Origin of the sequence: Fuscovulum blasticum DSM 2131 (assembly GCF_003034965.1) — a bacterium.
Taxonomy (GTDB): Bacteria; Pseudomonadota; Alphaproteobacteria; order Rhodobacterales; family Rhodobacteraceae; genus Pseudogemmobacter; species Pseudogemmobacter blasticus.
Genome location: NZ_PZKE01000008.1, coordinates 21,784 through 43,814, shown reverse-complemented (window position 1 = coordinate 43,814; position 22,031 = coordinate 21,784). Strand labels below are relative to the sequence as shown.

Annotated in this window: 19 protein-coding genes; 6 read left to right on the top strand and 13 right to left on the bottom strand. The window is 65.6% G+C overall.

Annotated elements, in window-relative coordinates; translation table 11 throughout:
* Positions 1 to 154 precede the first annotated feature (154 nt).
* Positions 155 to 2,137 (top strand): DNA primase, encoded by a 1,983-nt coding sequence (gene dnaG, locus C5F44_RS09765; RefSeq protein WP_107673349.1) that lies wholly within the window; start codon positions 155 to 157, stop codon positions 2,135 to 2,137.
* Positions 2,138 to 2,221: 84 nt separating this feature from the next.
* A complete protein-coding gene (rpoD, locus tag C5F44_RS09760; protein WP_107673348.1) occupies positions 2,222 to 4,234 on the top strand; it encodes an RNA polymerase sigma factor RpoD in 2,013 nt (670 codons plus the stop codon).
* A 202-nt stretch (positions 4,235 to 4,436) separates the two neighbouring features.
* Here rpoD and scpA read toward each other — a convergent pair whose 3' ends face one another.
* Complete coding sequence (gene scpA / locus C5F44_RS09755; RefSeq protein WP_107673347.1) at positions 4,437 to 6,563, bottom strand: methylmalonyl-CoA mutase; 2,127 nt, start codon at positions 6,561 to 6,563, stop codon at positions 4,437 to 4,439.
* 80 nt (positions 6,564 to 6,643) lie between these two features.
* Here scpA and C5F44_RS09750 point away from each other — a divergent pair, with 80 nt between their 5' ends.
* Complete coding sequence (locus C5F44_RS09750) at positions 6,644 to 7,093, top strand: DUF4174 domain-containing protein (RefSeq protein ID WP_228156815.1); 450 nt, start codon at positions 6,644 to 6,646, stop codon at positions 7,091 to 7,093.
* Between the two features lie 5 nt (positions 7,094 to 7,098).
* On the opposite strand, the gene C5F44_RS09745 is transcribed toward C5F44_RS09750, so the two are convergent.
* The 8 genes from C5F44_RS09745 to C5F44_RS09715 all read right to left on the bottom strand — a co-directional run bounded on the left by C5F44_RS09745 (position 7,099) and on the right by C5F44_RS09715 (position 14,665).
* Positions 7,099 to 8,337, bottom strand: coding sequence for a Y-family DNA polymerase (locus C5F44_RS09745; RefSeq protein WP_107673346.1), 1,239 nt, complete (start codon positions 8,335 to 8,337; stop codon positions 7,099 to 7,101).
* A gap of 105 nt (positions 8,338 to 8,442) precedes the next feature.
* Positions 8,443 to 10,446 (bottom strand): acetyl-CoA carboxylase biotin carboxylase subunit, encoded by a 2,004-nt coding sequence (locus C5F44_RS09740; protein WP_107673345.1) that lies wholly within the window; start codon positions 10,444 to 10,446, stop codon positions 8,443 to 8,445.
* A 125-nt stretch (positions 10,447 to 10,571) separates the two neighbouring features.
* Positions 10,572 to 10,811: a hypothetical protein gene (locus C5F44_RS09735; RefSeq protein ID WP_123876540.1), complete on the bottom strand. Its 240-nt coding sequence runs from the start codon at positions 10,809 to 10,811 to the stop codon at positions 10,572 to 10,574.
* Positions 10,812 to 11,139: 328 nt separating this feature from the next.
* The gene (locus C5F44_RS09730; RefSeq protein ID WP_107673343.1) at positions 11,140 to 11,535 is read right to left on the bottom strand and encodes a hypothetical protein; all 396 of its coding nucleotides are present in this window, start codon (positions 11,533 to 11,535) and stop codon (positions 11,140 to 11,142) included.
* A 42-nt stretch (positions 11,536 to 11,577) separates the two neighbouring features.
* Complete coding sequence (locus C5F44_RS09725; RefSeq protein ID WP_146161927.1) at positions 11,578 to 11,910, bottom strand: hypothetical protein; 333 nt, start codon at positions 11,908 to 11,910, stop codon at positions 11,578 to 11,580.
* A 438-nt stretch (positions 11,911 to 12,348) separates the two neighbouring features.
* Positions 12,349 to 12,486: a hypothetical protein gene (locus C5F44_RS17995; RefSeq protein ID WP_164681890.1), complete on the bottom strand. Its 138-nt coding sequence runs from the start codon at positions 12,484 to 12,486 to the stop codon at positions 12,349 to 12,351.
* 211 nt (positions 12,487 to 12,697) lie between these two features.
* Entirely contained in the window at positions 12,698 to 13,123 is a 426-nt protein-coding gene (locus C5F44_RS09720; protein WP_219908676.1) for a DUF6497 family protein, read from the bottom strand.
* Between the two features lie 9 nt (positions 13,124 to 13,132).
* Complete coding sequence (locus tag C5F44_RS09715) at positions 13,133 to 14,665, bottom strand: acyl-CoA carboxylase subunit beta (protein WP_107673341.1); 1,533 nt, start codon at positions 14,663 to 14,665, stop codon at positions 13,133 to 13,135.
* Between the two features lie 177 nt (positions 14,666 to 14,842).
* Here C5F44_RS09715 and C5F44_RS09710 point away from each other — a divergent pair, with 177 nt between their 5' ends.
* From C5F44_RS09710 to C5F44_RS09700, 3 genes are read left to right on the top strand one after another with little or no spacing between them, the layout of a single operon-like run.
* Positions 14,843 to 15,196 (top strand): DMT family protein, encoded by a 354-nt coding sequence (locus C5F44_RS09710; RefSeq protein ID WP_107673340.1) that lies wholly within the window; start codon positions 14,843 to 14,845, stop codon positions 15,194 to 15,196.
* Positions 15,197 to 15,255: 59 nt separating this feature from the next.
* Positions 15,256 to 16,476 (top strand): multidrug effflux MFS transporter, encoded by a 1,221-nt coding sequence (locus C5F44_RS09705; protein ID WP_107673339.1) that lies wholly within the window; start codon positions 15,256 to 15,258, stop codon positions 16,474 to 16,476.
* 55 nt (positions 16,477 to 16,531) lie between these two features.
* Entirely contained in the window at positions 16,532 to 17,929 is a 1,398-nt protein-coding gene (locus tag C5F44_RS09700) for a helix-turn-helix domain-containing protein (protein WP_107673338.1), read from the top strand.
* Here C5F44_RS09700 and C5F44_RS09695 read toward each other — a convergent pair whose 3' ends face one another.
* From C5F44_RS09695 to betI, 4 genes are all read right to left on the bottom strand, one after another.
* Positions 17,930 to 18,169 (bottom strand): HP1242/YdcH family protein, encoded by a 240-nt coding sequence (locus tag C5F44_RS09695; RefSeq protein ID WP_107673337.1) that lies wholly within the window; start codon positions 18,167 to 18,169, stop codon positions 17,930 to 17,932.
* Positions 18,170 to 18,239: 70 nt separating this feature from the next.
* Positions 18,240 to 19,889 (bottom strand): choline dehydrogenase, encoded by a 1,650-nt coding sequence (gene betA / locus C5F44_RS09690; protein WP_107673336.1) that lies wholly within the window; start codon positions 19,887 to 19,889, stop codon positions 18,240 to 18,242.
* Positions 19,890 to 19,942: 53 nt separating this feature from the next.
* A complete protein-coding gene (betB, locus tag C5F44_RS09685) occupies positions 19,943 to 21,397 on the bottom strand; it encodes a betaine-aldehyde dehydrogenase (protein WP_107673335.1) in 1,455 nt (484 codons plus the stop codon).
* Positions 21,394 to 21,975, bottom strand: coding sequence for a transcriptional regulator BetI (betI, locus tag C5F44_RS09680; protein WP_107673334.1), 582 nt, complete (start codon positions 21,973 to 21,975; stop codon positions 21,394 to 21,396). Before betI ends, betB begins: the two co-directional genes overlap by 4 nt.
* Positions 21,976 to 22,031: the final 56 nt, after the last annotated feature.

The following is a 22,031-nucleotide window of genomic DNA, read 5'->3' as shown; positions in this document are numbered from 1 at the left end:
CCCCGTGGATATTTCTGGACAGAAAATGATCTGGGCCAGGCCATTTTCTGTCCTCAAATATCCTCGGGGGGTCCGGGGGGCGAAGCGCCCCCGGCCTGACCGCCGGCTCGACCGTCGGCTCGACTCTGGCCCCCCAAGGCCCCATATCTGTGTCATGTTCCTGCCACCCGGATTCCTGGATGAACTGCGCACCCGCGTCTCGCTTTCCGCCGTTGTCGGGCGGAAGGTCACCTGGGACATGCGCAAGTCGAACATGGCAAAGGGCGACTGGTGGGCGCCCTGCCCGTTCCATCAGGAAAAGTCGGCCAGTTTCCACGTCGATGACCGCAAGGGGTTTTACTATTGCTTCGGCTGCCACGCGAAGGGCGATGCGCTGACCTTCGTGAAGGAAACCGAAAACCTGCCTTTCATCGAAGCGGTTGCCGTTCTGGCCGCCGAAGCCGGGATGCCGATGCCCGAGCGCGATCCGCGCGCGGCCGAGAAGGCCGACCGGCGCAGCGATCTGGCGCGGGTGATGGAAGAGGCGGTCAAATGGTTCCGCCTGCAACTGAAAACCGCCGCCGCGGCCGAGGCGCGGGCCTATCTGACCCGCCGCCGCCTGTCGGACGCCGCGCAGGACCGCTGGGAAATCGGCTGGGCCCCCGACAGCCGCCACGCGCTGAAGGACATGCTGGCCGCCAAGGGCATTGCGCCCGACCTGATGGTGGACAGCGGGCTGGTGGCGCGGGCCGATGACGGTGCGCTTTATGACCGCTTCCGCGGCCGGATCATCTTTCCCATCCGCGATGCGCGCGGCCGTGCCATCAGCCTGGGCGGGCGGTCGCTTGATCCGAACGCACGGGCGAAATACCTGAACGGCCCCGAGACCGAGCTGTTCGACAAGGGCCGCAACCTGTTCAACATCGGCCCGGCGCGCGAAGCGGCCGGCAAGGGCAAGCCGCTGGTGGTGGCCGAAGGCTATATGGACGTGATCGCGCTGGTCGAGGCCGGGTTCACCGCCGCCGTGGCGCCGCTTGGCACCGCCGTCACCGAAGACCAGTTGCGCCTGATGTGGCGCGTCTCTGACGAACCTGTCATCGCGCTGGACGGCGACGCTGCCGGTCTGCGCGCCGGCCTGCGGGTGGTGGATCTGGCGCTGCCGCTGCTGGAGGCGGGCAAGGGCCTGCGCTTTGCCCTGCTGCCCGGCGGCATGGACCCCGACGACCTGATCAAGGCCGAGGGCGCACCGGCCATGCAGAAGGTGCTGGACGAGGCGCAGCCGATGGTCCGCCTGTTGTGGCAGCGCGAGACAGAAGGCCGCGTCTTCGACAGCCCAGAACGCAAGGCCGCGCTGGACAAGACCCTGCGCGCCGCGCTGAAGCGCATCGCCGACCCGTCGATCCGCGCCCATTACGGCGAAGAGATCAAGCAGCTTCGCTGGGATCTGTTCGGCACCAACCGCCGCCCCGCCACACAGCCGCGCGCCCCGTTCGGCGGCCAATCCGGCGGACCGGGCTTCCGCAAGGGCCGCTTCGTGCCGCCACCCGCCCCGCCGCTGGCCACCACCCGCGCCTCGCTGCTGGCGGCCGGGCACATGCCGGAAGACACCCTGCGCGAGGCGGTGATCCTGGCCGCGCTGATCCGCTTCCCCGCGCTGGTGCCGCGGTTCGAGACCTCGCTGGAACGGCTGGACCTCAGTTCCGAGGACCACACCCGGTTGCGCAACCTGCTGCTGACCCATGCGCAGGACAGCGAATGTCGCGCCCGGATCGAGACCGACAGCCCGCAAGCCCTTGACCGGCTGCTGGCGCATCCCCATGTGCGCATTGCCCCGCCCATGCTGCCGCGTGCCGATGAGGAATTTGCCGCCGCCTGTGTCGAGGTGGACCTGGCCGCGCTGGAAGCCAACCGCGCCCATCGCGCCGAGCTGATCGAGGCCGAGGAAGATATGGACGGCCTGGCCGACGAAGGCACCACCTTCCGCCTGTCGCGGGCCACCGCCGCCCGGCAAAGCGCCGCCCGTGGCGCCCCGAAAGAACAGAAGGGAGAGGCCGTGATTGCGCCGAATGGCGTGGAACTGGACCGAGAGGAATTGGACCGGGCACGCCGCCTGCATGACCAAATCGACTTCACCCGCGGCGGTCGCAGCCGCAGTTAAACCGAATCGGCCTTCACCCTGCCGTGATTCGCGGTATTGATTCGAAAAGGCCCTTACCCGATTCGCCGCCTTCAAGGAGCACGCATGGCCCTCAAGGACACCGACGACGCGAAGCCCGAAACCGACGACGCCGATGCCTCGCTCGACATGAGCCAGGCTGCCGTCAAGAAGATGATCGCGGATGCGCGTGAACGAGGCTACATCACCTACGACCAGTTGAATCAGGTGATGCCGCCTGACACGGTTTCGTCCGAGCAGATCGAAGACCTGATGTCGATGCTGTCCGAGATGGGCATCAACGTCATCGAGGAAGAGGAATCCGACGATCCGGTCGAACCGGCGGCGGGTGGCGATCTGGTCGAAACCTCGACCTCGCGCGAAGTGGCGCTGGCCGGGGCCGCGTCGGAAACGCTGGACCGCACCGATGACCCGGTGCGCATGTATCTGCGCGAGATGGGCTCGGTCGAACTGCTGAGCCGCGAAGGCGAAATCGCCATCGCCAAGCGGATCGAGGCCGGCCGCAACACCATGATCGCGGGGCTTTGCGAAAGCCCGCTGACCTTCCACGCCATCACCATCTGGCGGGACGAGCTGCTGAACGAAGACATCCTTCTGCGCGACGTGATCGACCTTGAGGCGACCTTCGGGCGCAGCCTTGACGGCGATGACGATCTGGAAGGCGCGCCGCTGGACGAGATCGAGGTTGGCGATGCCGCCGCCGGCGTCGCCGCGCCCCGCCGTGCGGCCAGCACCGAGCCGGAGCTGGATGCCGACGGCAACCCGATCATGCGCGAAGACCCGGAAGACGATGACGACGAGGGGTCAAGCCTGTCGCTGGCGGCGATGGAAGCCGCACTGAAGCCCAAGGTTCTGGAAACACTCGACCTGATCGCCCGCGATTACGCCAAGCTGTCGGAAATGCAGGACAGCCGGATGAACGCCGCACTGTCGCAAACCTCGCGGTTCTCGACCGCCGAGGAAGCCGCCTACCAGAAGCTGCGGTCCGAACTGGTTGTCTTCGTGAACGAGCTGCATCTGAACAACAGCCGGATCGAGGCGCTGATCGACCAGCTTTACGGCATCAACAAGCGCATCATGTCGATCAACTCGAACATGGTGAAGCTGGCCGATGCGGCCCGGATCAACCGGCAGGAGTTCATTGCCGAATATCAGGGCTATGAGCTGGACCCGAGCTGGTGCGACCGCATGGCCGCCAAGGCGGGCCGGGGCTGGCAGACGCTGATGGAGAAAAGCCGCGACAAGGTGGAAGACCTGCGCGCCGAGATGGCGCAGGTGGGCCAGTATGTCGGCGTGGACATCAGCGAATTCCGCCGGATCGTGAACCAGGTCCAGAAGGGCGAGAAGGAAGCCCGTCAGGCCAAGAAGGAAATGGTCGAGGCGAACCTGCGTCTGGTGATCAGCATCGCCAAGAAATACACCAACCGCGGGCTGCAATTCCTTGACCTGATCCAGGAAGGCAACATCGGCCTGATGAAGGCGGTGGACAAGTTCGAATACCGCCGGGGCTACAAGTTCAGCACCTATGCGACCTGGTGGATCCGCCAGGCGATCACCCGGTCCATCGCGGACCAGGCCCGCACGATCCGTATCCCGGTCCACATGATCGAGACGATCAACAAGCTGGTCCGCACCGGCCGGCAGATGCTGCACGAAATCGGCCGTGAACCGACGCCGGAAGAGCTGGCCGAAAAGCTGCAGATGCCGCTGGAGAAGGTTCGCAAGGTGATGAAGATCGCCAAGGAACCGATCAGCCTTGAAACGCCCATCGGGGACGAGGAAGACAGCCAGCTTGGCGACTTCATCGAGGACAAGAACGCGATCCTGCCGCTGGATTCCGCCATTCAGGAAAACCTGAAGGAAACCACGACCCGCGTTCTGGCCAGCCTGACCCCGCGCGAGGAGCGGGTTCTGCGGATGCGCTTCGGCATCGGCATGAACACCGACCACACGCTGGAAGAGGTGGGCCAGCAGTTCAGCGTGACCCGCGAACGTATCCGCCAGATCGAGGCCAAGGCGCTGCGCAAGCTGAAGCACCCGAGCCGGAGCCGCAAACTGCGCAGCTTCCTGGACCAGTAAACCGCCCCAAGGGGCTGGAAACGAAAAATGGCGCCCGCAGACGGGCGCCATTTGTTTTTCCGCCGTTCCCGCGCGACAATCGCCCGCTTTCGCTGATCGCTATCGGCTGGGCCATGCCCCGTGGGCAGGCCCGGCCCGGCACCGGACCCCCAGGGTGATCCGGTGCCGGTTGCCGGTCAGGATCTTCGGCCGCGCGAAGGGATCAGCTCCGGGCGGCGCGGATCAGGTCGAGGATGTCCTTGGCGGCGGCCGGGATGTTGGTGCCCGGGCCGAAGATCGCCTTCACCCCGGCCTTCTTGAGGAAATCATAGTCCTGCTGCGGGATCACCCCGCCGCAGATCACCAGAATGTCCCCTGCCCCCTTGGCCTTCAGCGCCTCGATCAGCTTGGGCGCCAGCGTCTTGTGCCCCGCGGCCAGCGACGAGATGCCGACGACATGAACGTCGTTGTCCACCGCGTCCTGCGCGGCCTCTTCCGGGGTCTGGAACAGGGTGCCCACGTCCACGTCAAAGCCGATGTCGGCAAAGGCGGTGGCGATCACCTTGGCGCCGCGGTCGTGGCCGTCCTGGCCCATCTTGACCACCAGCATCCGCGGCCGCCGGCCCTCTTCCTCGGCGAAGGCTTCCACATCCTGCTGAATCCGGGCGAAACCCTGGTCGCCCTCATAGGCGGCGCCATAGACCCCGGCCAGCGTCTTCACCTCGGCCCGATGCCGCCCGAACACCTTTTCCATCGCGTCGCTGATCTCCCCGACCGTTGCCCGTGCCCGGGCGGCCTGAACCGCCGCCTCCAGCAGATTGCCGCCCTCGGCCGCGCGGCGGGTCAGTTCCGCCAGTGCCGCCGTGCAGGCCGCGTCGTCCCGTGCGGCGCGGGTCGCCTTCAGCCGGGCGATCTGCGCGTCGCGGACCATCACATTGTCGATGTCGAGAATGTCGATCGGGTCTTCCTTGGCCTTGCGGTACTTGTTGACGCCAACGATCACCTCTTCGCCGCGGTCGATCAGCGCCTGCCGGCGGGCGGCGGTTTCCTCGATCCGCAGCTTGGGCATCCCGCTGGCCACGGCCTTGGTCATGCCGCCCATGGCCTCGACCTCTTCGATCAGCTTCCACGCCTCTTCGGCAAGCTGATGGGTCAGGCTTTCCACATAGTAGCTGCCCGCCAGAGGATCGACGACATGGGTGATCCCGGTTTCTTCCTGCAGGATAAGCTGGGTGTTCCGCGCGATCCGGGCGCTGAATTCGGTCGGCAGGGCAATCGCCTCGTCCAGCGCGTTGGTGTGCAGGCTTTGCGTGCCCCCCAGCGCCGCCGCCATCGCCTCATAGGCGGTGCGGATGACGTTGTTGTAGGGGTCCGCCTCTTGCAGCGACACGCCGCTGGTCTGGCAATGGGTGCGCAGCATCAGGCTGCCGGTCTTCTTCGGTTCGAACTCCGACATGATGCGGTGCCACAGCAGACGCGCCGCCCGCAGCTTGGCCGCCTCCATGAAGAAGTTCATGCCGATGGCGAAGAAGAACGACAGGCGCCCGGCGAAATCATCGACATTCATGCCGCGCGCAATGGCCGCGCGCACATATTCGCGCCCGTCGGCCAGGGTATAGGCCAGTTCCTGCACCAGGTTCGCCCCGGCTTCCTGCATGTGATAGCCCGAGATCGAGATCGAGTTGAACTTCGGCATCTCGGCGCTGGTGTATTCGATGATGTCCGCGATGATCCGCATCGAAGGTTCGGGCGGATAGACATAGGTGTTGCGGACCATGAACTCCTTGAGAATGTCGTTCTGGATGGTGCCGGACAGCAGGCTGCGGTCCACGCCCTGCTCTTCGCCGGTCACGATGAAATTGGCGAGGATCGGGATCACCGCGCCATTCATCGTCATCGAGACGCTGACCTTTTCCAGCGGGATGCCGTCGAACAGGATCTTCATGTCCTCGACACTGTCGATGGCGACGCCGGCCTTGCCCACATCGCCCACCACGCGGGGGTGGTCGCTGTCATAGCCGCGGTGGGTGGCCAGGTCGAAGGCGACCGACACGCCCTGCTGCCCGGCGGCCAGCGCCTTGCGGTAGAAGGCGTTTGATTCCTCGGCGGTCGAGAAGCCGGCGTATTGACGAATGGTCCAGGGCCGGCCGGCATACATGGTGGCGCGCACGCCACGGGTGAAGGGCGCGATGCCCGGCAGTTCGCCCATCTGCGGCAGACCCTGCACATCGGCCGCGGTATAAAGCGGCTTGACGGTGATGCCCTCCAGCGTCTGCCAGTTCAAGGTGGCCGGATCGGCACCCTTGAGTTCCTTCGAGGCCAGCGCCTCCCAAACCTTCACATCCGCCATTGGTCTCTCCGCTCCTGCTCTGCACCCGGGCTCCGCCTCGGCGCTTGGGGTTTTCGGCGAGCTGCCCTATATCCAAGGGCATGATGCGCCTTAACCGCCGTTCCGTCCTGTTTCTTGCGGCCCTTGCGCCGCTTTCCGTTCACGCCGAGGCTGCGGCCCCGGAAATTGCCCCCGTCCCCGCCGATCAGGTGGTGGAGGCCGATCTCTTGTATGTCCGCCGCCCGGTCATCATCTTCGCCGACAGTCCGGCCGACCCGACCTTCGTTCGCCAGATGGAGATGCTGGCCCGCTACGGCGCCGATTTTCAGGCGCGCGATGTCATCCTGATCATCGACACCGATCCGGCCAATCCCTCGGATCTGCGCCGCAAGCTGCGGCCGCGGGGCTTTTCGCTGGTGCTGATGGACAAGGACTGGAAGCCCTCGATCCGCAAGCCCCTGCCCTGGGACGGGCGCGAGATCATCAACTCGATCGACAAGATGCCCATCGCCCGATCCGAGGCGCTGGAGAAGAACCCCGCCGGACGCTGACGGCGCTATTCCAGAAAATCCTCGGCCACGGGGATGCGCCCGAAGGCAATCTTGGCGCCCGTATAGGGCACCCGATGCGGGGGCAGCGAACCGAAATGCACCGTGTCCTGACCGAACCGCTGGTTCAGCGCGTCGATTGCCCGGCATAGCCCGGCCCGGCCCGCTTCGGCCGCCGGTCCGGGGCTTTCGAACAGATCGTCCGTCACCTGCCCCTCGGCAATCAGCCCGCCCAGCATGACATTCACCGCCCGCAGCCGACGCAGCCGCAGCCCGGACCAGTAGCGATCCAGCGTCTGCAACAGGAAGAATGTGTCCTGCGTGGCGCGGATCTGCCCCTCTTGCGCCGAGGACGCCCCGTCTTCCGACCGGACCGAGACATGCAGGCTGCGGGCCAGGAACCCTTCGCGCCGCAGCCGGGCGGCCGCCTTGACCAGCAGGCGCCGCGCCACCAGCCGCGCGCCCTCGGGCGTCTTGTTGCCCGCGGTCAGCACCTGCCCGTGCCCGATCATGCCGCGCCGCGTTTCCGGCCAGATCACGGTTTCGCCGCGCAATTCGCGCAGGAAGCGTTCGCCGGTCACACTGTGCCAGATCGCCCGCGCGCGCTTGGGGTCCAGCGCGAAAAGCGCCCGCACATCCGGGATACCCGCCGCTTCCAGCCGCAGCTTCATGCGCCGGGAAATCCCCGGCAGATCGTCCAGCGCCAGATGGGCGATGCGGTCGGGCAGCACATGCGGCAACAGCCAGTGCAGCCCCCCCGGCTTTTCCAGCCCGGCCGCCACCTTGGCCAGAAGCCGCGTCGGGCCAAGCCCCACCGAACAGCGCAACGCCGGATGCACCCGGTCCAGCACTGCCTGCTGCAAGGCGCGGCCAATCGCCAAGGCGCGGTCGAGCCGCTGTTCCGAGCCGGTCAGCAGGCAGGAACATTCGTCGATCGACCAGATCCGGTGCACCGGCACCACGGTTTCCACCGCCGCGAGGATCGCATGGTGGTAACGCACGCAGACATCGTGCCGGACCGGACGGAACACGATGCCGGGGCACAGGCGCCGCGCCTCGTCCTGCCGGGTGCCCATGCCGACACCAAGCCGTTTGGCGTCGATGCTGGCGGCGATGCAGCCCGCGTTCGGGGCATCGGTCGTCAGCACGCCCACCGGACGGCCCATCAGCGCCGGCTCCTCGGCCTGGGCGACCGAGGCGTAGAAGCTGTTCATGTCGAAGAACAGGGTTGAGACATGCAGATCCATGGCGGGCCGACTCGGGACAGGGCGGACAGGCGGGGATATTGGAACAAATGATGAACATTCGTCCAGCCCCCCTTTGCGCCGTGTCTGCCCCGTGCCGGATCATGCCTATTCGAATTCCATGATCACATCATCGACCTTGAGGCTGGCGCCGGCGGTGGCCTTGATCGCCTTGACCACGCCCTTGCGTTCGGCCTTGAGGATGTTTTCCATCTTCATGGCTTCCACGGTGGCCAGCGCCTGGCCTTCCTGAACCTCCTGCCCCGCTTCGACGCTGATCTTCACGACCAGCCCCGGCATCGGGCACAGCAGGTATTTCGAGGTATCCGGCGGCGCCTTTTCCAGCATCAGGGCCGACAGGTCTTTCTGCCGGGGGCTTTGCACCAGAACCTTGAGGTCCGCCCCGCGCAGACGCATACGGAAGCCCATCGGGATCTTGCCGACCTTGATCGCCATCGGCGTGCCCCCGACGGTCACGCGCGCCAGCGGCTGGCCGGGCGTCCAGTCGGATTCGACGCGCAGCACGCTGCCATCGTCGAACTGCACGGAAGACCCGTCATGGTCGGCCTTGATGGTGACAGGGAAGGCCTGCCCGTCCAGGCTGACCACCCAGTCATCGCCCACGCGGCGGGTGTGGTTGTCCATGGTGCCGGAAATCCGCGTGCGGCGGATTTCGGCAACGCGGTTCATCGCCGCCGCCGCCGCCGCAACCCGGCGCAGCGTGGCCTCGTCCAGCGTCGCGCCCTGGAAGCCGTCGGGGTATTCCTCGGCGATGAAGGCGGTGGTGATATTGCCGCTGACAAAGCGCGGATGGTCCATCACGGCGCCGACGAAGGGCAGGTTGTGGCCGATGCCTTCCACCTCGAACGTGTCCAGCGCAAGGCGCATCTCTTCGATGGCATGGGCGCGATCCTTGCCCCAGGTGCAGAGCTTGGCGATCATCGGGTCGTAGAACATGCTGATCTCGCCGCCCTCGAACACGCCGGTATCGTTGCGCACGATGCCGCCGCGGTCGGTCGGGCCTTCCACCGGCGGGCGGTAGCGGGTGAGCCGGCCGATCGAAGGCAGGAAGTTGCGATAGGGGTCTTCGGCGTAAAGCCGGCTTTCCATCGCCCAGCCGGTGATCTTGAGATCCTTCTGCGCGAAGGGCAGCTTTTCGCCCGCTGCGACGCGGATCATCTGTTCCACCAGATCGACGCCGGTGATCAGCTCGGTCACAGGATGTTCAACCTGCAGCCGCGTGTTCATTTCCAGGAAATAGAAGTTGCGGTTGCCGTCCACGATGAATTCCACCGTGCCGGCGCTGGTGTAGCCCACCGCGCGGGCCAGCGCGCAGGCCTGTTCGCCCATCGCCTTGCGGGTGGCTTCATCCAGGAAGGGCGACGGGGCCTCTTCGATGACCTTCTGGTTCCGGCGCTGGATCGAGCATTCGCGTTCGTGCAGGTAGACGCAGTTGCCGTGCTTGTCCGCCAGCACCTGAATTTCGATGTGGCGCGGCTGTGTCACGAATTTCTCGATGAAGATCCGGTCGTCGCCAAAGCTGGAAGCCGCCTCGTTCTTTGACGACTGGAAGCCTTCGGCCACCTCGCTTTCGTTCCAGGCGATCCGCATCCCCTTGCCGCCGCCGCCGGCCGAGGCCTTGATCATCACCGGATAGCCGATCTCGCCGCTGATCTTCACGGCTTCCTCGGCATCGGCGATCAGGCCCATGTAGCCCGGCACCGTGCTGACACCGGCCTCTTTCGCCAGCTTCTTCGAGGTGATCTTGTCGCCCATGGCCTCAATCGCCGGGGACGGCGGGCCGATGAAAACCACGCCCTCCTTTTCCAGCGCGGCGGCGAAATCGCGGCGTTCCGACAGGAAGCCATAGCCGGGATGCACCGCCTCGGCGCCGGTCTGGCGGATGGCGTCCATGATCTTGTCGATCACGATATAGGACTGGGCGGCCGGGGGCGGACCGATATGAACCGCCTCATCCGCCATCTTGACGTGCAGCGCGTTGCGGTCGGCATCGGAATAGACCGCGACGGTCTTGATGCCCATCTTGCGCGCGGTCTTGATGACGCGGCACGCGATTTCGCCCCGGTTGGCGATCAGGATCTTCTTGAACATGTCACTCCCTCGGCTCTGCCCGGATGGCCGGGTCAGAAAAGAAAAGGGCCCCTCCGGGGAGACACCCCGGAAGAGCCCTGTGGATCGGTAAGGCCGGACGGTCCGCGCGACGCGCGGACGTCAGCTCAGTAGCAGTTGTTGGTGCCCGGAACGGCGCAGGACGCACCGCCGACCACGGCGCCGATGAGCGCGCCCTTGGTTTTCGAGCCGCCGGTGACATCGGCAATGACGGCACCCGCCGCAGCACCGCCCACGGTGCGGACGGCCGCGTTGTTGAGCGGCTGTTGGTTGCCGTAGCCATTGTTGCTGACGCAGCCAGCAACCGAGAAGGTCGCCAGTGCCAGAAGCACGATTGTCTTACGCATGATGTACTGCCTCGATACGTTGTTGTTATTGGCGAGGAGTCTACCGCAAAGCACGGAGAGTTAAAGAGGTCTTGCGCGAAGCCGTCCTTCACGATGGCGACAGTTTGCCGATTGCCGGCACAGGCACGCGGAAAGACCGGCCCGACCCCTGAAGGGCCGGACCGCAGGGGAAAGGAAGGGAAGCGGGCCTGCTCCGACATGCGCCGGCGGAAAGCACCGGCCCGCAGGGACAAGGATCGCCCATGCCCGGCCCGGGACGCAAACGCCATCTGCGCGGCCACGGCGGGCTGCGCGCAAAGCTGCCGGTTCGCGGGGCCGCTGCGCAGGATCATGCCGGGTCGTCCTCGTCATCGCCCCAGTCGAAGGCGGGGGCGTCGGGGGCAAACACCTGCGGGAAGGCTGCCTGAGCGCGGGCCACGTCGATGCGCAGCAGGGCTTCATAAGACGCCGGATCGAACGGATCTTCGGCCGGCACAACCTCGCGCCCGATCAGCCAGGACAGGCGACCGGCATCCAGATTGCCGCGCTCGAACACGTCCTCGCCGAAACAGGACCAGAGCGCGGCCATGAAGGCCTGATCCGCCATGCGGTCCGCGTATTTGCGATCCTTGAACCGCTCACGCCGGATGATCTTGGTCGGGCCTTCCTTGACGTTGGCCCGGCGAATGGTGAACTGGAAATCGGTTCCCGGCATCCGGCCAGGAAAGCCACGGTGCTTCAGCATGGCCGGGTCTCCTTTCGAGGGGCGACCCGGCGCTTGGGCAGATCAGCCGCGGGTCGGGCTTCCTTGCGGGTCACGCCCGGTCTGTTGATCGCCACCGCCATCGCGCGTGACGGGCACACATTGCTGGCGGTTGGCCGTGGCAGCGTAGCCGGCACCGCAAGACCCTGCACAGATCGGCAGGCTGGCGCGGGCATCGTTCGCGCCATAGCTCTGGCGGCCATCGCGGCAGGCTCCGCCGTCGCCGCCGCTGAGAACCTCATTGCCGTATTTGTCATAGACGGGTTCGGGCATGATCGGGGGCGGCGCCTTTGGGGCACAGGCCACAAGGACGGCGACCGAGACAAGACCACAGGAAACCAGAGCGCGAATACGCATCGAATGCTCCAATCTGAAACAGGTGAAGTGATGAAATCTTCTCGCCGCGCAGGGCGAAAAGCAAGAAAATCTGTCAGCGACGCCAAAATGCGAAGTGCCGGAATCCCCCGGCAAGGGGCGGGTCCGGCCGGAGACCGGCCGGACCGCTTGGTCTTACTTGTACTTGCCGGTGTAGGTCGGCTCGACGCTGATCGGAGCGGGCTCCGGAGCCGGAGCCGGCTTCGAGCAAGCAGCGATAGCAGTGAGCGCCAGCATGGCAATGATAGCAGTGGTCCGCATGTCAACCTCCAGTGTGATTCAACGCATGCGCCGACACCATATGAGGGCAGGAGTCCAGACGCAAACAGGTATGGCACAAACGGGGCGGATTCCCGCACCCTTCTGCGCAGAAAAAAGGCGGGCCGGGGCGCAAAGGCCGCAACAGCCCGCGCTTCGGTCTTACTTGTACTTGCCGGTGTAGGTCGGTTCGACCGAAACGGCGTCGCCGACGTAGACGACTTCTTCGGCCTTCTTGGCGCAGGCGGCGATGAAGCCGACCATGGCAAGGGCAATAACGATACGCGTGGTGCTCGACATCCTCTAGTTCCTTCTTTGTTGGGGGTCGTCAGGGGCAACATGCCCGCAGCGCCCCGCTTCGAGGTCCAGGCCGCAAGGGTCCGGCCTGTGGCGATTCTATCTGAAATGACAAACGATTGACACGCCGGACCGGCCTTTGTGCCAAGCTGTGACTCAGTTACATCAGAGCCGCGGCAAAACCCCGCAGAGTCAACAAGATATGGTGCCATCTTCAGAAAACCTCCCAGATGCAGGAGCCGTCCTTGAAGGAATAGCTTTCGAAAAGCTGCACCACATCGGGGGCCGCCTCGCCAAAGGGCACCGGGCTTGCCGAGAGGGAGATGATGATCTGCTGCGGGGCGGGCACCATGCCTTCGGTGCGCGGGACGGCATAACCGTCGCAAAGCGCCTGCATGTCGTCCACCCAGTCGTCCCCGGATTTGAGACCGGGCACCACGAAGCGGAAGCGGGCCGCCGCCCCTTCGGTGCCGCGCGCGTTGGTGATCACGTCCAGCGCCCGCACCTCGCGCCCCGAGGGAACGGCGACAACCTCACCGCCGGCGTCCTTCTTGTCCTCTTCGCAGCCACCGGCGGCCAGCAGCAGGCTGGCGGCCAGGGCCGTGACAAGGGCAGCGAAGGAGCGGCGTGCGGGGCGCATCGTCGGGCCTCAGAGCGGAATGTTGTCGTGCTTTTTCCAGGGGTTCTCAAGCCGCTTGCCCCGCAGCGACGCAAAGGCCCGGGCGACCCGGCGGCGAGTGGATTGCGGACGGATCACCTCGTCGATGAAGCCCTTTTCAGCCGCAACGAAGGGATTGGCGAAACGGTCTTCATAGTCCGCCGTCCGGGCGGCGATCTTGTCCTTGTCACCCAGTTCGCTGCGATAAAGGATCTCGGTCGCGCCCTTGGCGCCCATCACCGCGATTTCCGCCGTCGGCCAGGCATAGTTGAAATCGCCGCGCAGGTGCTTGGACGCCATCACGTCATAGGCCCCGCCATAGGCCTTGCGGGTGATGACCGTGACCTTGGGAACCGTCGCCTCGCCATAGGCGAACAGCAGTTTCGCGCCATGCTTGATGACGCCGCCGTATTCCTGCGACGTGCCCGGCAGGAAGCCCGGCACATCGACCAGGGTCAGGATCGGAATTTCGAAGGCATCGCAGAAGCGGACGAACCGCGCGGCCTTGCGCGAGCTGTCGATGTCAAGGCAGCCCGCCAGAACCATCGGCTGGTTGGCAACCACACCGACGGTCTGGCCCTCGATGCGGACAAAGCCGGTGATGATGTTGCCGGCGTAATCCTTCTGGATCTCGTAGAAGTCGCCCTCATCCGCGATCTTGAGGATCAGTTCCTTCATGTCGTAGGGCTGGTTGGGGTTGTCCGGGATCAGCGTGTCCAGGCTGGCCTCGACCCGCGCCGGATCATCGAAGAACGGGCGGACCGGCGCCTTTTCGCGGTTGTTCAGCGGCAGGAAGTCGAACAGGCGGCGGATCTCGGCAAGCGCCTCGACATCGTTTTCAAAGGCGCCGTCGGCCACGCTGGACTTGCGGGTATGGGTGCTGGCGCCGCCCAGTTCCTCGGCGGTGACCACTTCGTTCGTCACCGTCTTCACCACATCGGGGCCGGTCACGAACATGTAGGAGCTGTCCTTCACCATGAAGATGAAGTCGGTCATCGCGGGCGAATAGACCGCGCCGCCGGCGCAGGGGCCCATGATCACGCTGATCTGGGGCACCACGCCGCTGGCCATGATGTTGCGCTGGAACACCTCGGCATAGCCGGCAAGGCTGGCCACGCCTTCCTGGATGCGGGCGCCGCCGCTGTCGTTCAGGCCAATCACGGGGGCGCCGTTCTGCATGGCCATGTCCATGATCTTGCAGATCTTCTGCGCATGGGTTTCGGACAGCGATCCGCCGAACACCGTGAAATCCTGGCTGAACACATAGACCATGCGGCCGTTGATCGTGCCCCAGCCGGTGACCACGCCATCCCCGGCGGGGCGATCCTTCTCCATGCCGAAATCGGTGCAGCGATGCGCGACGAACATGTCGAACTCTTCGAACGAGCCTTCGTCGAGCAGAAGGTCGATCCGTTCGCGCGCCGTCAGCTTGCCCTTGGCGTGCTGCGCGGCAACGCGGCGCTCACCGCCCCCCGCCCGCGCGGTTTCGCGCCGCGACTCGAGTTCGGCCAGGATGTCCTTCATGGGTCACTCTCCCCCCGGAAAATTTGCGCGACCATAGCGGCTGTACGGGTTGCGTAAAGAGGAAGATCGTAAATTTGCATAGAGCGCGCAGCAAGCATCGCGCGAATTGCAAATTTGCGAAACCTCGCGCCCGGCGCGGCGATTGGGTATCACAGCCCAAATCGCAAGAGGCGCGTCATGACTACACTGCCTGTTCCCGTCATCACCATCGGCCTTCTTGTGGCCTCGAACGTGTTCATGACATTCGCCTGGTATGGCCACCTGAAAGACAAGTCGGTGCCGCTGATCACCGCGATCTTCGTCAGTTGGGGCATCGCCTTCTTCGAATACTGCCTGATGGTTCCGGCCAACCGCATCGGCTACGGCACCTTCAACGCGGCCCAGCTCAAGACCATTCAGGAGGTCATCACCCTGTTGGTCTTTGCGGTCTTTTCGGTGCTTTACCTAAAGGAACCGCTGATGTGGAACCATGCCCTCGGCTTTGCCTTCATCGCCCTGGGGGCATTTTTCATCTTTCACAAATGGGTTTGAGGCAGGTTCGCACCCGCGCGCCCGTGGACAAGCCAGGGCGCCCGGCGTAGCGCTTGGGGATGACTGATCGCCCCAAAGCCCGCTTTCTTGACCGGACGACCCCGCCGCATCTGCTGACGCTGGTGCTGGTGGCAGGTCTTTCCGCGCTGACCATGAACATCTTCCTGCCGTCCCTGCCCGGCATGGCGGAATGGTTTGGCGTGCCCTATGGCCTGATGCAGCAATCGGTGGCGCTGTATCTGGCGCTGTCCGCCGCATTGCAGATCGCCATCGGGCCGCTGAGCGACCGCTTCGGTCGCCGCAAGGTGCTGATCTGGTCCTTTGCGCTGTTCCTGCTGGCAACGGTAGGCACGCTGCTGGCGCCGAATGCCACGGTGTTCCTGATCTGCCGCATGGCGCAGGCGGTGGTGGCCGCCGGCATGGTGCTCAGCCGCGCCATCGTGCGCGACATGGTCAGCGATGCCGAAGCGGCCTCGATGATCGGCTATGTCACCATGGGGATGAGCGTGGTGCCGATGATCGGCCCGGTGATCGGCGGGGTTCTGGACGAGGCTTTCGGCTGGCAGGCGAACTTTGCCCTGCTGCTGGGGCTGGGGGCGGTTGTCATGGCGCTGATCTGGTTCGATCTGGGTGAAACCGCCACGCTGCGCCGGGTGTCGCTGCGCGATCAGGCGCGCCAGTATCCGGTGCTGCTGGGATCACGCCGGTTCTGGGGCTATTGCCTGTCGGCCGCCCTCGCCTCGGGGTGCTTCTTCGCCTACCTTGGCGGGGCGCCCTATGTCGGGACCGAGGTGTTCGGCCTCTCTTCGGCCCATGTCGGGGCGCTGTTTGCCCTGACGGCCGTGGGCTACATGGGCGGGAATTTCATCGCCGGGCGCTGGTCGGTGCGGGTGGGGATGAACCGGATGGTGCTGATCGGAACCGTCATCACCACGGCGGGGCTGGTGGTGCTGCTGGCGCTGACTCTGGCGGGGTTGTCGGGGCCGGTGGTGTTCTTCGGGCTGACCATGGCCATGGGCATCGGCAACGGGGTCTGCCTGCCCAATGCCAATGCGGGCATCCTGTCCGTCCGGCCCGAAGTGGCGGGCACGGCCTCGGGGCTTGGCGGGGCCTTCATCATTGGCGGCGGGGCCGGGCTGGCCTCGCTTGCGGGGGTGCTGCTGCCCCCCGGATCGACCGAGACGCCGCTGATCCTGCTGATGCTGGCATCCTCGGTCGGGTCGGTGGTGGCGATCCTTGCGGTCATCCGCCGCGCCCGGGATCTGGGTCTTTCCCCTTGACCCACGGCCTTTGCAAAGCGATGCCTGTCTTTGCAAATCCCAGCCGAGGTGGCCCATGCCCAGCCAGAAGCTTTATGCCGGTGTCAAGCTGCGAGAAATCCGTGGCAGGCTGAGCCTGACGCAGAAGGCCTTTGCCGACAAGCTGGGCGTGTCGCTGCCCTATCTGAACCAGATGGAGAACAACCACCGCCCGGTGTCTGCCGGCGTGGTGCTGGCGCTGGCGCAGGAATTCGGGCTGGACGTGACCGAACTGACGGTGGGCGAAAGCGAACGCCTTGTCAGCGACATGCGCGAGGCGCTGGCCGACCCGGTGTTCACCAGCGGCCAGCCGCCGCTGGCCGATCTGCGGCTGGCCGCGTCCAACGCCCCGGCGCTGGCGCGCGCCTTCCTTGACCTGCACCGCGCCTACCGCCAGACCCACGAACGCCTGGCCTCGCTGGACGAAGCCCTGGGGCGGGAAGGTGCCAGCCTGAAGCCGAGCCCCTGGGAAGAGGTTCGGGATTTCTTTCACTATTGCGACAATTACCTGGATGCGGTGGACCGGGCAGCGGAACATTTCGCAATGCCCGGAGGTAACAGAAAAGACGTTACTATTCTTGCAGAAGACCTGTTCCACCGCCTTGGCATCAGCTTGCATTTTTCCGACAATTCCGGCCTGCGCCGCTATGATCCCGCCACGCGGCGGCTGGAAGTCTCGGCCCGGGCCTCGGGGCCGACAAAACGGTTCCAGTTGCTGCATCAGGTGGCGCTGATCGCCCATAACGACTTGCTGGAAGCGACGCTGGATCTGGCCCGCTTTTCAACCCCCGAGGCGCGCGAGATCGCCAAGATCGGGCTGGCCAACTATTTCGCCGGGGCAGCCCTTCTGCCCTATCGGGCGTTCCTGCAGGCGGCCAAGGACACCCGCCACGATCTGGAGCGTCTGGCCGATCTGTTCGGCGCCTCCATCGAACAGGTGGCACACCGGCTGTCCACCTTGCAGCGGCCGGGCGCCAAGGGGATTCCGTTCTTCTTTGTCCGGGTTGATCAGGCCGGCACCATCACCAAGCGCCACTCCGCCACGCGGCTGCAATTCGCCCGCTTCGGCGGCGCCTGCCCGCTGTGGAACATGCACAGGGCGTTTGAAACGCCCGGCCAGTTCCTGCGCCAGCTTGCAGAAACGCCGGATGGCGTGCGCTACCTGTGCCTTGCGCGCGACGTGTCAAAGCCGGCCGGGGCCTTTCTGGCCCCGGTCCGCCGCTATGCCATCGGTCTGGGATGCGAGGTCCAGCACGCCGCCGAAATGGTCTATGCCGACGGGCTGGATCTGAAAGGCCGGTTCGAGCCGATCGGCATTTCCTGCCGGATCTGCGAACGCCCAACCTGCCATCAAAGATCGGTCCCGCCGCTGGAGCGACGCCTGCGCGTCAACCCCGACCGGCGGGACGTGCTGCCTTATGAGATTGCCGGCTGATCAGGCCTTGCGGATGATGGCCCAGAGGCTGTCTTTCAGGCGGGCGCGCTGACGGCGCAAGGCTTCCTCATGCTCTTCGGAAACCGTGTCGATGCGGTTTTCCGCCCGATACACCGCCTGGTTCACCTGATTGTATTCCTCAACCAGCTTCGAGAAATGCGCGTCGCTTTCCTTCAGTTCCGCAATCCGGGCCGCTTCTGCCGGGAATTCCTCGGCCAGGTCGTGGGGCGTATGCGACATCGTCTTCTCCTTTTGTCTGCCTTATCAATCATAAGGCGGGGCAAGGCATGTCACTATGACCTTGGTCAAATCACCGCTGAGAGGTGCGCCAGGCCGGGTTGATCCAGGGCTCCAGGTTCGAGGCCGGCAGCGGCGCACGGTCCAGCACATGGTCCGCCGCCTTTTCGCCCACCATGATCGACGGCGCGTTGAGGTTGCCGTTCGTCACCTGCGGGAAGATCGAACTGTCGGCCACGCGCAGCCCTTCGACGCCGATCACCCGACATTGCGGATCAACCACCGCCATCGCATCATCGGCGCGCCCCATCCGGGCGGTGCCGCAGGGGTGATAGGCGCTTTCGACATGCTCGCGCAGGAAGGCGTCAATCTCGGCATCGCTTTGCACGGCGGGGCCGGGCTGGATTTCGCCCTTGACGAAGCCATCCATCGCCGGCTGGCCAAAGATCTCGCGCGTCAGACGAACGCAGGCGCGGAAATCCTCCCAGTCCTCGGGGGTGGACATGTAGTTGAAACGGATCACCGGGGCCTCGGCCGGATCGGCCGAACGCAGCGTGACCGAACCGCGTGACTTTGACCGCATCGGCCCGACATGCGCCTGGAACCCATGCCCGCCCGCCGCAGACCGCCCGTCATACCGCACGGCCAGCGGCAGGAAGTGATACTGGATGTCGGGATATTCGACCCCTGCCTTGGACCGGATGAAGCCGCAGGCCTCGAACTGGTTCGAGGTGCCGACCCCGCGGCGCAGGAACAGCCATTGCGCCCCTACCCACATCTTGCCCCAGATATTCCAGTACTTGAACAGCGTCACCGGCTTGGACGAGGCGAACTGCATGTAGATTTCAAGGTGGTCCTGCAGGTTCGCGCCCACACCCGGCCGGTCGGCCAGCACCTCGATCCCGTGTTCGCGCAGATGGTCGGCCGCCCCGATGCCCGACAGCATCAGCAGCTTGGGCGTGTTGATCGAGGACGCGGCCAGGATCACCTCGCGGTTGGCGCGCACCACCTGACGGCCGTTCTGCGCATCCACCTCAACCCCCACGGCGCGGGTGCCTTCAAACACCACGCGGCGGGCCAGCCCCCGGATCAGGTGGACATTGCCCCCCGCCATGGCCGGCCGAAGATAGGCATTGGCGGCCGACCAACGCCGCCCGCGCCAGATCGTCGCCTCCATCGGGCCGAAACCTTCCTGCTGGCGACCGTTGTAATCTTCCGTCACCGGATAGCCGGCCTGCTTGCCCGCTTCGATGAAGGCGTCAAACAGCGGAATGTGGCGCGGACCACGGGTGATGTGCAGCGGCCCGCGGGTGCCGCGGTATTCGGGGCCGGACCCGCCGTGCGAATGTTCCATCCGCTTGAAATAGGGCAGCACATCGGCATAGGACCAGCCATCCGCCCCCATCTCGGCCCAGGTGTCATAGTCGCGCGCGTGGCCGCGCACATAGACCATGCCGTTCACCGAGGACGATCCGCCGATCACCTTGCCGCGCGGCGTGGCCAGACGGCGGCCGCCCAGATGCGGCTCGGGCTCGGACTGGAAGCCCCAGTCATAGCGCGGCATGTTCATCGGATAGCTGAGTGCGCCCGGCATCTGGATGAACGGGCCGGCATCGCTGCCGCCGAATTCGATCACCACCACGCGCCGCCCGGCCTCGGCCAGACGATAGGCCATGGCACAACCGGCCGATCCTGCCCCGACGATCACATAGTCCGCATACATCCCGTGTTCGGCCCTTGTCCTGTTGGTTGCCGTGCCCCTTTGGCGGGGCTTTCTCAGTAAGGCGCGTCCACCGGGCCAAGCCCGACATAGACGCTTTTCACCTGGGTATAATGTTCCACGGCGGCATGGCCGTTCTCGCGCCCGACACCCGATTGCTTGGAGCCGCCGAAGGGCGATTCCACCGGGGTCAGGTTATAGGCGTTGATCCAGCAGGTGCCGGCCTGCAACTGGCCGATCACCCGATGCGCGCGGGTCAGGTCGGCGGTGAAAACCCCGGCGGCCAGACCGAATTCGGTGGCATTGGCGCGGGCGATCACCTCATCCTCGGTGTCGAAGTCAAGAACGGCCATGACGGGGCCGAACACTTCCTCGCGGGCGATTTCCATCGTGTCGGTGACATCGGCAAAGACGGTGGGCTGCACGAACCAGCCGGTGTTGCCGGCCCCCCTGCCCCCGCCCGTCACCAGCCGGGCGCCTTCGGCGCGGGCGCGGTCGATATAGCCCATCACCTTGTCCAGTTGGACGGCGCTGACCAGCGGGCCCATCTGGGTGGCGTCGTCCTGCGGGTCGCCCAGAAGGATGGTTTCGGCGCGGTCCTTCAGGCGGGCCAGGAACCGGTCCTTCAGGCCCTTCTGCACGAAAACCCGCGTGCCGTTGCTGCACACCTGACCGGCGGAATAGAAATTCGCCAGCATCGCCGCGCCGACGGCATCTTCCAGACTGGCATCGTCAAACACGATCAGCGGCGACTTGCCGCCCAGTTCCATGGTGACATGGCGCACCCCTGCCGCCGCGGCGGCATAGACCTTTTGCCCGGTCGGCACCGATCCGGTCAGCGACACCTTGGCGACCCGGGCATCGGTGACCAGCGCCCCGCCCACGGCACCCCGGCCCTGCACCACGTTGAACAGGCCCGGCGGCAGACCGGCGTCGATGAATATCTCGGCCAGTTTCAGCGCGCCAAGGGGCGTCACCTCGCTGGGTTTGAACACCATGGCATTGCCAAGCGCCAGCGCCGGTGCCGATTTCCAGCAGGCGATCTGGCTGGGGTAGTTCCAGGCCCCGATGCCGACACAGACGCCTAGCGGTTCACGCAGCGTGTAGACGAAATCGCGCCCCAGCGGGATGGTTTCGCCGGTAACAGTGGGGGCCAGACCCGCGAAATACTCCAGCGCATCGGCCCCGCTTGGCCAGTCAGCCACCCGCGTTTCCTGAATGGGCTTGCCGGTGTCCAGCGTTTCCAGACGGGCCAGCTCCTCGCCCCTTTCGCGGATCAGGTCGGCGGCGCGGCGCAGGATGCGGGCACGTTCGACCGGCCGGGTCGCGGCCCAGGCAGCCTGCGCCCGCGCGGCACTGGCCAGCGCGGCCTCGATCACGGCGGGCGTCGCCTCATGCAGGCGCGCGATCACCGCGCCAGTGGCGGGATACAGCACGTCAATCGCCGCGCCGGCGGTATCCTCGACATAGGCGCCGTCCACGAAATGGCTGGCCTTGGGTTGTGCGATCATTCGGGTTTCCTCAGTTCTGCCTCAAGAAAGGCCAGCGCCGTGGCCACCGCCGCCGCCCCGTCGGGGGCGCCGGATTTCAAGACTTCGCGCAGGTACAGCCCGTCGATCAGCGCCCCCAGCCCCTGCGCGATACCGGGCGCCCGTGCCCCGGCCAGCGGGCGCAAGGCCGTGATCAGGTTCGACTGCAACCGCCCCTGATAGATGGCCAGCAGGCGGCGCGCCTGCGGCACGGTCTGGGCCAGCACCCAGAAGTTCAGCCAGGCCCCCACCGCCTCGCGCCGGAAGTTGCCGGGGCTGAACGAGGCGCGCAGAATCGCCCGCAGCCGCCCTTCGGGCGTTTCCGCCGCGGCCAGGGCGCCGCGCACCTCGGCCCCGTAAAGGGTAAGGATATGGCGCATGGCGGCCAGGAACATGTCTTCCTTGGAACCGAAGTAATGGTGCGCCAGGGCCGGGGACATGCCCGCCCGCTTGGCGATCTGGCTGACCGTCACATCCAGCGACCCCGTCCGGCCGATTTCGACAATCGTCGCTTTTACCAGCGCGGCCTTGCGGATAGGCTCCATTCCAAGCTTCGGCATATCGTCCGCTCAAGATTTTTGTTGTCAGGCGGACGAAGCATGAAGTTTATTGACTC